12 protein-coding genes and 2 tRNA genes are annotated in these 10,893 nt (G+C 35.7%); 1 reads left to right on the top strand and 13 read right to left on the bottom strand.

The window, feature by feature from the left end:
* The 6 genes from N2259_03440 to N2259_03465 form a co-directional block, all read right to left on the bottom strand.
* Window positions 1-669 (bottom strand): hypothetical protein (locus N2259_03440; protein MCX7779263.1); only part of this gene is annotated, 669 nt, incomplete at its 3' end.
* 120 nt (window positions 670-789) lie between these two features.
* Window positions 790-1,005, bottom strand: coding sequence for a hypothetical protein (locus N2259_03445; protein MCX7779264.1), 216 nt, complete (start codon window positions 1,003-1,005; stop codon window positions 790-792).
* Window positions 1,006-1,054: 49 nt separating this feature from the next.
* The gene (locus N2259_03450; GenBank protein ID MCX7779265.1) at window positions 1,055-1,312 is read right to left on the bottom strand and encodes a hypothetical protein; all 258 of its coding nucleotides are present in this window, start codon (window positions 1,310-1,312) and stop codon (window positions 1,055-1,057) included.
* Window positions 1,313-1,345: 33 nt separating this feature from the next.
* Window positions 1,346-2,788: an RtcB family protein gene (locus N2259_03455; GenBank protein MCX7779266.1), complete on the bottom strand. Its 1,443-nt coding sequence runs from the start codon at window positions 2,786-2,788 to the stop codon at window positions 1,346-1,348.
* 11 nt (window positions 2,789-2,799) lie between these two features.
* Window positions 2,800-3,216 carry an archease gene (locus N2259_03460; protein ID MCX7779267.1) on the bottom strand — a complete coding sequence of 139 codons (417 nt, stop codon included), beginning with the start codon at window positions 3,214-3,216 and terminating at the stop codon, window positions 2,800-2,802.
* Window positions 3,167-3,331 carry a hypothetical protein gene (locus N2259_03465; protein MCX7779268.1) on the bottom strand — a complete coding sequence of 55 codons (165 nt, stop codon included), beginning with the start codon at window positions 3,329-3,331 and terminating at the stop codon, window positions 3,167-3,169. Before N2259_03465 ends, N2259_03460 begins: the two co-directional genes overlap by 50 nt.
* A gap of 171 nt (window positions 3,332-3,502) precedes the next feature.
* On the opposite strand from N2259_03465, the gene ychF reads away from it, so the two are divergent.
* The gene (gene ychF, locus N2259_03470) at window positions 3,503-4,561 is read left to right on the top strand and encodes a redox-regulated ATPase YchF (protein MCX7779269.1); all 1,059 of its coding nucleotides are present in this window, start codon (window positions 3,503-3,505) and stop codon (window positions 4,559-4,561) included.
* Between the two features lie 644 nt (window positions 4,562-5,205).
* On the opposite strand, the gene N2259_03475 is transcribed toward ychF, so the two are convergent.
* The 7 genes from N2259_03475 to N2259_03505 all read right to left on the bottom strand — a co-directional run.
* A tRNA-Leu gene (locus N2259_03475) sits at window positions 5,206-5,289 on the bottom strand.
* Between the two features lies 1 nt (window position 5,290).
* Window positions 5,291-5,365 (bottom strand) — tRNA-Gly (locus tag N2259_03480).
* Window positions 5,366-5,435: 70 nt separating this feature from the next.
* The gene (locus tag N2259_03485) at window positions 5,436-6,509 is read right to left on the bottom strand and encodes a hypothetical protein (GenBank protein ID MCX7779270.1); all 1,074 of its coding nucleotides are present in this window, start codon (window positions 6,507-6,509) and stop codon (window positions 5,436-5,438) included.
* 46 nt (window positions 6,510-6,555) lie between these two features.
* Complete coding sequence (locus tag N2259_03490) at window positions 6,556-7,056, bottom strand: metallophosphoesterase (GenBank protein ID MCX7779271.1); 501 nt, start codon at window positions 7,054-7,056, stop codon at window positions 6,556-6,558.
* 7 nt (window positions 7,057-7,063) lie between these two features.
* A complete protein-coding gene (gene tig / locus N2259_03495; protein MCX7779272.1) occupies window positions 7,064-8,353 on the bottom strand; it encodes a trigger factor in 1,290 nt (429 codons plus the stop codon).
* Between the two features lie 91 nt (window positions 8,354-8,444).
* The gene (locus tag N2259_03500; GenBank protein MCX7779273.1) at window positions 8,445-10,598 is read right to left on the bottom strand and encodes a sodium-translocating pyrophosphatase; all 2,154 of its coding nucleotides are present in this window, start codon (window positions 10,596-10,598) and stop codon (window positions 8,445-8,447) included.
* 58 nt (window positions 10,599-10,656) lie between these two features.
* A partial coding sequence (locus N2259_03505; GenBank protein MCX7779274.1) for a transcription termination/antitermination protein NusA occupies window positions 10,657-10,893 on the bottom strand: 237 nt, incomplete at its 5' end.

Raw genomic sequence — 10,893 nt, forward strand, 5'->3', positions numbered from 1 at the left:
ATCTAAATTACCAAAATTTTCAAGCATCGTTTTCAGTCTTTTTGCAAATTCTCGATCGCATAAAAGACAACCGCCAGCCGGTGCGGGATAATTTTTTAAATTATATTTTTTAGCCAATTCTATTTGTGACACTCGTCGACGACCAGAAAAAGCATAAAATTTTTCTCGATCAACTAACTTTTTTCTCTCTGCCTCCGTTTCAGGCAAAAGTTTCGCTGAAAGAGGTCGTAAAATTTTATTTACTAAATCAGTCTCTTCTTCAATCCATTTTAAGGCTCTTAAATTTTGACTCATCGGCCGCTCGCCCAAAACTTCGCCAGTAGCAATGAGATCGGCTTTTAATTTCTTCATCAATTCTTTTGCTTTTTTTAACATAAAAATTCGACAATCTATACAGGGGTTAAGTCCACTACCATAACCAAATTTTGGTTTTTTAACGATGGCAAAATATTCTTGAAAGAGTTTCCCTTTTGTACAATCAATATATTTCAGAGCAATTTTCTCTCGATGGGCAAAATTAAAGACTTCTTTTTTTTCTTTTAAATAATTTGGATAGAATGGCAAAATAAAATAAAGAGCTATAAGTTTAATTTTTTGCTCTTTTAAAATTTTGACGACCAATTGACTATCCAGGCCACCTGAAAAAAGCACCACCGCTTTTGTTTTCATAATGCCGGAGAAAATTAAAAATTGCTTAAAAATTTTATTATAGAGATATCAAACCTCGTTGCCCCCTCCGTCTTAATAATTATAACGATCGTTATAAAAAATAAGACGCGGAGGTAGATTTCAAAAAGCCGAGAAAAATCGACGGGCTAAAATAAAAGAAACGCCTCCCCAAAGTAAAGATAAAAGAATAATAAGTTTGCCTTCTTTTTTTAGTTCTGGCTCTGAAGAAAGAAATAAACCATAAATTAGACCGGCAAAAATTGGGTTAACTAGAGTAATGAGTAAGCCAATAATCATCAATTTTTGTTTAGATTTCAGGGTAATTTTTTCGTCCATAACAAATACTAATAGAATCCAGAATGATCTAGAATTAAGAAAATAGAATTTACTCAGTTACTTTATAAACAACATCTCCTTCCTTGACGGGTTGATCAACCTTCAAACCAACAGACTCGCCTTTGCCAGCTTTTTCAACATTTTGATGTTCAATCTGCATTGACTCTACTTTTTGAGTAAACTCTCTTCCATGACCAACAATTTTAATCGTCTCACCAACCTTAAGTTCGTCAGACAACTCAATGACACCTACAGAAATTTTGCCAAAATAATGGGTGATTTTACCAATTTGTTTTTCTTCGGCCATAGAATTTATTTTTTTATTTATTTTTATTTTTCTTTATTCGCCTTTAATGACTGCCAAAGGCACAACTCTGGCAACTTTTTTCGCCAAATCAGCGCCATGAACAATGTTAACGACTTGGTCAATATCTTTATAGGCTTCTGGTGCTTCTTCAGCCAAACCAGCTGGCGAACCACATTTGACAATGATACCACGTTTAGCCATTTCTTTAATTAAGTCTTCACCCCAAATTTTTCTCTTCGCTGCCGCCCGGCTCATCGTTCGACCAGCGCCATGATTGACAGAGTAAAAACTATCTTTGGCCTCAGTCGTGCCAACTAAAAGATAGCTGGCTGTTCCCATTGAACCAGGAATCAAAACTGGTTGGCCAACGGCCTGATAGATTGCTGGTAGTTCAGGATGGTGGGGTGGAAAAGCACGGGTCGCACCTTTGCGATGGACAATCAATTTTATTTTCTGACCATCTACTTCATGTTCTTCAATTTTGCCAATATTATGAGCGACGTCATATAAAACTTTAATTGATTGATTAAAAAATTTTTGCCAAACCTGACGAACAAGATGAGTAATGACTTGACGATTTGCCCAAGCAAAATTAGCCGCACTCGCCATCGCTGCAAAATAAGACTGACCTTCTGGTGAATTAAATGGAGCACAAGCCAATTCTCGATCAGGTAATTTAAGATTATATTTTAATAAAGATCTTGTCATCAAATGGACGTAATCTGTACAGACCTGATGACCAAGGCCGCGGGAACCAGTGTGAATAAGAAGGGTAATTTGATTCAGAAATAGACCAAAAGTTCTAGCTATCTCTTCGTTAAAAATTTCTGCCACTCTTTGAATTTCTAAAAAATGATTCCCTGAGCCAAGTGTTCCTAATTGATCTCGACCACGAGCTTTGGCTTTTTCTGAAACTTTTGTCGGATCAGCTCCTTTAATGAGACCGTAAGATTCACATCTTTCTAGGTCCTCTTTTTCGCCATAACCTTGTTCAACCACTCTTTCTGCCCCTCGCGAAAGAACTCTATCCATGGCTGTCTTATCAAGTTTCACTCGACCAGTTGAACCGACACCAGAAGGGATGGCCTGATTTAATTCAGTGGCTATTTTTTCTAAATAAGGTTTAATTTCTTCTTCGGTTAAGTCGGAAATTAATAATCTCGTTCCACAGTTTATATCATAGCCAACACCACCTGGTGAAATGACGCCAGTTTTTAAATCCATAGCCGCCACACCGCCAATAGGAAAACCGTAACCCTCATGGACGTCGGGCATCGCCATCACATATTTTATCACACCCGGGAGGGTGGCGGTATTTACCAACTGTTCTAAAGATTTGTCCCGAAAAACATCATCGAGCATTTTGTCATCAAGATAGATTCTCGCCGGTACGTGCATATCTGTTCGAAATGTTTTTGGAATCTCATAAAGATATTTCGAAATTTTTTTTAAATTTTTTTTAGTTAAATTCGACATACTCTTTAATTTTAAATATCGAAAACAACTGTCGCAAAAAAAGAACTGTTTTCTTTTTTGATTTCTAAATCGTGCCAGGTGACGGCTTTAACTTCGGTTTGAAAACTTTTTATTTTTTGACCAAAAATTTTCCCCTTTAATTCTTTCTCGGTCAATTTTTCAAATTTTGCTTTTAAATAAGCCGCATTATTTAAATCGGTTTGATAAATCACTTCACTCAAAAAGTCAACAAAAAGATTTTCCAAATTTTCTGACTTAATTTCAATCTCAGTTTCAATTTTTTCATCTAAAATTTTAGGCTCGGTGGCTTCATTAAGAGCTTGCAAAACATTGTTTAATAATTCAGCTAAATCTTTTCCATAAACTTTAATTTTTAAATCAGCTGGATGTTCGAGAATCTGATATTTTTTTGAAACCAAATTTTTCATAAAGTTCATTGATTAATTTTTCCTGTTCGGTTAAATCTAAAACCTCCCGACGAATTCGGGCCTTTTCCCGACGAATAAACTTGCGCCAACTTTTTGGCAAACGCTTCTTTTTCATAGTAAAAAATATTATTTCTGGCAAAGAAAACAAATTTTTGCCAAACCTTTTTCATTTCTCTTGAGTTAAAAAGCTCATTTTATATTATACCAAAAAAATTTGATTTGGCAAAGAAGATTCTTTTTGTTAAAATAATCTCAGATTTTATTTTTTAAACTTTATTCTAATTCTATGGGTTTTTCTGTCGGCATTGTCGGCTTGCCTAATGTTGGCAAATCAACACTATTTAAAGCTTTAACAAAAAAACAGGTTGAAATTGCTAATTATCCTTTTACGACTATTAAGGAAAACGTTGGGGTAGTTAAAGTGCCGGACGAAAGATTGGAAAAATTAGCCGAAGTTTTAAAGCCGAAAGAAATTATTCCTACTCACATTGAATTTATTGATATTGCTGGTTTAGTCAAGGGTGCCCATAAAGGTGAAGGATTAGGCAATCAATTTTTGGCCAAGATCCGTGAGGTTGACTTAATTTGTCATTTGTTGCGCTCTTTCGAATCAAAAAACGTTCCCCATCCAAGCGGTGAGATTAATCCAAAATCTGATTTAGAGGTGATTGATTTGGAATTGATGATGGCTGATTTAGCCACTTTAGAAAAAAGATTAGAAAAAATAAAAAAAGAAGCAAGGTCTGGCGAAAAGAAGGCGATGAAAGAATTAGAAATTTTAGAAAAAATAAAAGAAGGTCTAGTAAAAGGAGTAGCAACGAGAAATCTAAATTTAACTCCAGAAGAAAAAGAAGAAATTCAAGACTTAAATCTGTTGACAATCAAACCAGTCATTTATGTTTTAAATATCTCTGAAGAAGATATTAGTGAAACAAAGTTTGGTTTAGGCCAAGCAATACCAATTTGTGCTAAATTGGAAGCTGAATTAGCTGAACTTTCCCCTGAAGAAGAAAAAGAATATCTAGCCAGCTATGGATTAAAACGTTCTCAACTGGATAATTTAATTGTCGCTGCTTACCAAACTTTAAATTTAATTACTTTCTTTACTTGTCAAAATCAAATCTTACAAGCCTGGACAATTGAAAAAGGAACAAAAGCACCAGAAGCAGCTGGTAAGATTCACACTGATTTTGCTAAAGGTTTTATCAAAGCCGAAGTTATTAACTGGCAAGATTTAGTCAAGGTTGGCTCTGAACATTTAGCTCGAGAGAAGGGTTTGATGAGAATTGAAGGAAAGGATTATCTCGTCCAAGATGGTGATGTTATTCATTTTCGGTTTCATTAAAAATTAAAAATAGTCTAGAATAAAAAAGGCGGGGATGAATGTTTATTCGTTTATTTTTCCCCGCCCCTCTTTTTTTAAATTCCCGGCCAAGACCGGGGTTTTATTTTCTCAATTTCCGGCCGAGGCCTCAACTGTTGTTGAAACAATAGACCTTGCCGAGGTCGAATGTTTTGATCCTTTTCTTGAGTTTGGTTTTTTTCTTTTTTTGTTTTTTTATTCATATTGACCTCCATATAATTTTTCAACAATGACAGGATCCTGTCATCAATTTTGCGAATATCAAAGGAATACCCACACACCAAATCTCAAAGAAAGTTTTATGGAAAATAATAATGCAGTTTCATGGGACATCGCCTGACGGCCCAACTTTTCGTAAAATATCTGTTTTGTTTTAAAGATTGGTGTGGGGTTATTTTTTCGTAACAAAATTTTCTGCGTTTGAAAATTTTGACGAAAAAATAAAAAATCGGCTTCTTTTTATTTAGGCCGATTCCGGTTTTTTTACACTCTAAAAATCAAAACTCTCAGCCGGATCGGCCTGAAGCAAAAAAGAAACCGAAATCATTTCTTAAATTACCCAACATCTTATTACTAAGAATAAACTGTTTACAACAAAGGTCAATAAAGTTATCCACAGTTAAAATTGCTGGCGGTGGGAGTCGAACCCACACGGAGTAAAACTCCATTGGATTTTAAGTCCAACGCGTATACCATTCCGCCACGCCAGCCTGGAGCGGGAGACGGGACTCGAACCCGCGATCTTCTCCTTGGCAAGGAGACGTTCTACCACTGAACTACTCCCGCTATATCTTAAAAATTTAAAGTACGAATTGCAAAATCAATTTTTTTAATTTTAAATTATTTTTAAAATTTGTCAAATTTCTAACTCAATTTTTTTTAAAACCCGTTCTAATTTTCTCTCAAAAATAATATTTTTTTTCTGTTCATATTTTCTTAATTTATCTTCAAAAACTGGAAGATTATTTAAAAAATTTTTTAAAACCTTTCCATCTATTTTCTGTGAAAAAAGTCCGTAGCCACTTTTTTCCAACAAAATTCCGTTGACTATTTGTTCAAAATCGCCTTTGATAGGAAGGGAAAGGATTGGTTTTTTTAGATAGATCGCTTCGCTCATTAAAGTAAAACCACCGTTAATAATCACTCCTTTAGCTCGACTTAATTCATCTAAAAATTCTCTTTCTTTGAATTCTTTCAAAATAATATTTCTTGTCTGTGAGGGTGAGCCAAGATTATAACAAATAAATTTTTCTTGAGGAAAGTTTCGAAAGACTGTAAATAATTTTTTCTTATAAAGAGGAACAGTTTGATAAACCAAAATAAAATTTTCCCTTCGTGGCTGAAGTTCAAAAATTTCTTTTCGTAAAATTGGCGGAACAACAAAAGTATTAGGACAAAATATCTTTTTGACTGGCGTGAGAAGTGGATTAAAAGAAGTAACAAAACGATAGTCGCCCAAAGGATAGAGAAATTCTAGGGTTCGAATGCCTACAAATTCTGAAAAATATTTAAAAGGAAAATCAATACGGCAAAGCTGAGTTGTTAATTGATTATCAACAGTAATTAAAGGCAAGTTGGTCGCTCGAGCAAACCAGCGAGAGAAAGGTTCAAAATCATTAATAATCAATTGAATTTGAAAATTTTTCACAACTCGTCTTAAAAGGGGAAAGTTTTTGCCAATAAATAAGGGTAAATTTTTAAAAAAATTAAAAGTGATTCCTAAACCGAAAACTCGATCAGTTAAATAAGAAAGACGATAGCCCTTCATTTCAATGGTGTCCATGGGAAACCATTTCTTCATTAATTTTAAACCTTGACTGTAAGTGATAATTTTGACCAAATGATTTCTTCTTCTTAAATATTCAATGACGGTTTTGCTTCGAATGGCATGACCAAAACCGTGACCAGAAAGAGCGTAGAGAATATTCATAGACTCTTACGAATTAAGAATTTTTACAAATATGCGATAAATTATTTTATAACCTTTCTAAAATTTTTAATTCTAATTTATCAGTTTCAGTATCATAAACAGCGAAGGTGGCTTTATAAAACATCCCGGCTAAATTACCGGGGTTGACCAATCTTGTTTGACCAATCTTTTTTTCCCAAGGTTTATGGCTATGACCATAAAAGACTAGGTCATATTTTTGAGTTTTGGCTATTTTTTCTGCCTCTTCTTGCTGATGGACAAAAGCAATTTTTTTACCATCTATTTTCAATTTGCCAAAATCTCCATGTAAGTTCACGTTTTTAAATTCTTTGACATTTTCTTTTAATGACTCGCGGTCACTAACATTACCATAAACCAGATGAATCTGTCCAGAAAAATTTGGAATCAAAACTTTATTTAGCATCGCTGGAGCACAAAGATCGCCACAATGAACGATTAAAGAAACACCCTGAGACTTAAGCCAAGCCAAGGTTTTTTCCAAATTAGGAACATTGTCATGAGTATCAGAGATAATAGCAATCTTCATAAAATTTTTAATTTTCAATAGTTACCTGTTTTTTCAACCAATCAATGACTTTTCGATTTAAAATCAAATTTCTTAAATAAGATCGATATTCATCGGTGTTAAGATCTTTCTGCATCTCGCTATCATATTGATAATAACGACGTAATCGATTAACTTCTTGGTCGAGTTCTTCTTCACTAATTGAAAAATTATTTTCCTGAGCAATTTTCCTAATCAACAAAGCTGTTTTGACTCTTTTTTCCGCTTGAGGTGTAAATTCTTTTTTCAATTCTTCTTTAGTTTTTTTGAGATGAAGGAGATAATCATTGATTTTTAAATTCATTTTTTCTAAACTCTGCTCTAATTCAAAGAGCATTTTTTCTTTCTCTTCGGCTAAAAGTAGCTCTGGAATTTCTTCAAAATCAGAAAGATTAATTAACTTATCTAAAATTTCTAATTCAATTCTCTCTTCTTCTTTTATTTTTGCCTCTTCTTCTAAATTAGCTTGCATTTGTCTTCTTAACTCATCTAAATTTTTAAAATGACCAAGGCTTTGGGCAAAACGATCATCAAGATTTGGTAACTCGATTTGATAAACAGCATTAACTTTGACCCTGAAATCAATACTTTTCCCGGCTAATTTTTTGTCATAAAAATTTTCTGGGTAATCTAGTTGAAATTCTTTAGAGTCGCCTCTTTTCAAACCAATTAATTGCTCGGCTAAACCGGGCAAATAAGCTGAATCGCCGACGAGATAAGAGATATTTTTGCCTTGTCCGCCTTCAACTGGCACTTTATTCAAAAACATTTCTAAATCAATTTCTAAACGATCACCTCTTTGGGCTGGCCTTTCAACCAGGGTCTCTTTACGTCGGGATTGTCTTAATTCCTCTAAAAGTTTCTCAATGCTTTTTTCTTGAATAAAAATTTTTTTTCTTTTAACTTTTATCTGGTTAATAGCACCAATCCTCACTGTCGGTAAAAGGACAACAGTTGCTTGATAAATAAATGGATTATTTCTGGCCAATTTTAAAATCTCAATTTTAGGTAAAGTAATTGGTTCAATTTTCTTTTCTTTGATGACTTGCCAGTAAGTCTCTTCAATAGCCATTTGGGCAGCTTTTTCATAAATTTTTGCCTCAGAAATTTCTCTTTTTAATAAATCAGCTGGTGCTCTGCCGGGTCGAAAACCAGGCACTTGAATCTGATAAGAAATTTCTCTTTCAGCTTTCTTTAAATAAAAGTCAAATTCTTCTGGCTGAAGTTCGATTGTCAGTTCTAAAGTATTTTTAGGCAATTTTTGGCTTTTAACTTCCATAGTTAATAATTTAAAAAATTATAGCAATTTTTCTAAAAAAGAAAACGCCGCCTCAGGTCGTCCAAGGCGGCGAATAAAAAAATTTATATTATTACAATAAAGAAAATACCACAACGAGACCAGCAACGACAATCGAGACCATGGACATTAGCTTAATGAGGATATTTAACGAAGGCCCTGAAGTATCTTTGAAAGGATCGCCCAGCATATCGCCAATCACTGCCGCCTTGTGATTGTCACTTCCTTTACCGCCGAAATTTCCCTCTTCGATATATTTTTTGGCATTGTCCCAAGCACCGCCAGCATTGGCCATCATTACCGCTAAAACAAACCCTGCCGCCAAAGCACCAACAAGCAAACCAACGACACCAGCCACGCCAAAGATTATTCCGACAATTATTGGCATAATAATTGCTAGAAGAGACGGTAAAATCATTTCTCTCTGAGCCGCTTGGGTCACGATTTTGACGCAATTGGCATAATCGGGATCCTTTTCACCAGTCATAATACCTTTAATTTCTCTCCATTGTCGACGAACCTCCTCAACCATTTTACCAGCCGCGCGCCCAACGGCTTTTAAGGTCAAAGCGCAAAATAAAAAAGCTAACATCGCTCCAATCATCACTCCACTAACAACTTTCGGTGAAAGAAGATGAATCTGATAATAGGTCATAAAGTCTATTAGACTAGCGTTTTTCACGGGAATAATTTTTTCGCCAACTTTTAGAAATTCTGTCCCCACTCTTAGCAAGGCAACTTTTACCTCTTCGATATAGGCAGCAATCAAAGCTAAAGCGGTAAGAGCCGCTGAACCAATGGCAAAACCTTTACCTGTCGCAGCGGTAGTGTTACCCAAGGCATCAAGTGCATCTGTCCTCTTCCTTACCTCAGGGTTTTGACCAGTCATCTGAGCGTTGCCACCAGCATTATCAGCAATTGGTCCATAAGCATCAGTTGATAAAGTAATGCCTAGAGTCGAGAGCATACCTACTGCTGCAATGCCGATACCATAAAGACCTAGATTTATATCCTTAAATCCGCCAGCAAAAGCAAAGGCCAGGATGGTACCGACTACAATACTTAAAACAGGAATTAAGGTCGAAAGCATGCCGGTTGAAAGACCTTCAATCACTACTGTAGCTGGACCAGTTTTCGAAGCTTGGGCAATCTTTTTGGTTGGTGGAAAGTTCGCCGAGGTAAAATATTCTGTTGATTTGCCAATCACAATGCCGACCATTAGACCAGTTAGGATAGAAACGAAAATACCAAAATTTTGTGGTAAAAGAAGACGAATGATTAAAACTGAAAAAATCACAATCAAACAAGAGGAGACATTAATGCCTCGAGAAAGAGCGTTTAAAAGATTCTTCTGAGACGCCTCTTCTTTGGCTTGAACAAGAAAAATGCCAACAATTGAAGCAAGAATACCAACCACCGCAACCATCATTGGAGCTACGACACCAGCCAGGCCTAAACCAGCTGCTGCTCCTAAGGCAGCCGTGGCCAAGATTGAACCAACATAAGACTCGTAGAGGTCGGCGCCCATGCCAGCCACATCGCCAACATTATCGCCAACATTATCAGCAATAACGGCTGGATTTCTTGGATCATCTTCAGGAATACCGGCTTCAACTTTACCAACCAAATCTGCACCAACATCAGCCGCCTTGGTAAAAATACCACCACCAACGCGGGCAAATAAAGCTTGAGATGAGGCACCAATACCAAAGGCCAGCATAGTGGTTGTAACAAGATGAAGGTCATAATGAAAAATAAAACGGAGAACAATAAACCATAAGGCAATGTCTAAAAGTCCTAAACCAACAACTGTTAACCCCATCACCGCCCCGGAACGAAAGGCAATTTTTAAAGCCGAGCTTAATGATTTTTTTGCCGCTTCGGCTGTCCGCGATGACGTGGCAGTGGCGACACGCATGCCTATATAACCAGACAAACCAGAAAAGAAACCACCGGTTAAAAAAGCAAAAGGCACCCAAGGTGACTGGACCTTAAGGACAAAGGCGAGAAAGGCAAAAAAGATTGCGGCAAAGATAAAGAAAACGATTACTACCTTATATTGTTGTTTTAAATAAGCAATCGCGCCACGTTGGACCGCTCGGGCAATTTTGATCATTTTTTCGTCCCCGGATGGTTGTTTTATCGCCTGTCGATAAAAAAGATAAGCGAAGAACAAGGCAATAACTGATCCAACCGGAACTAAATAAAACAGATTGTTGTTGTACATCATAATGTACTCCTTTCTTTATAATTGATCTTTACGACCTTTATTTTAATATTTTAATTTATGTTTCATTACTTTTTTCGATCTTTTGCTCTCTTTCATTTTTTTCTTTTGCCGCTTCTTTTTTTTCTTCCTTTTCTTCTTCAATTTCAATATTCCAACCGGTTAATTTGGCAGCTAATCTAACATTTTGACCGGCCCGACCAATAGCTAAAGAAAGTTGATCGGGTTTAACTTTTACAGCAATAATTTTCTTTTCTTCGTCAATAATTTTTGCTTCAGAAATTTTTGCTGGGGC

It is taken from the genome of Patescibacteria group bacterium, from assembly GCA_026417895.1.
In the GTDB taxonomy this organism is placed as follows: domain Bacteria; phylum Patescibacteriota; class Patescibacteriia; order UBA2591; family CALHIP01; genus CALHIP01.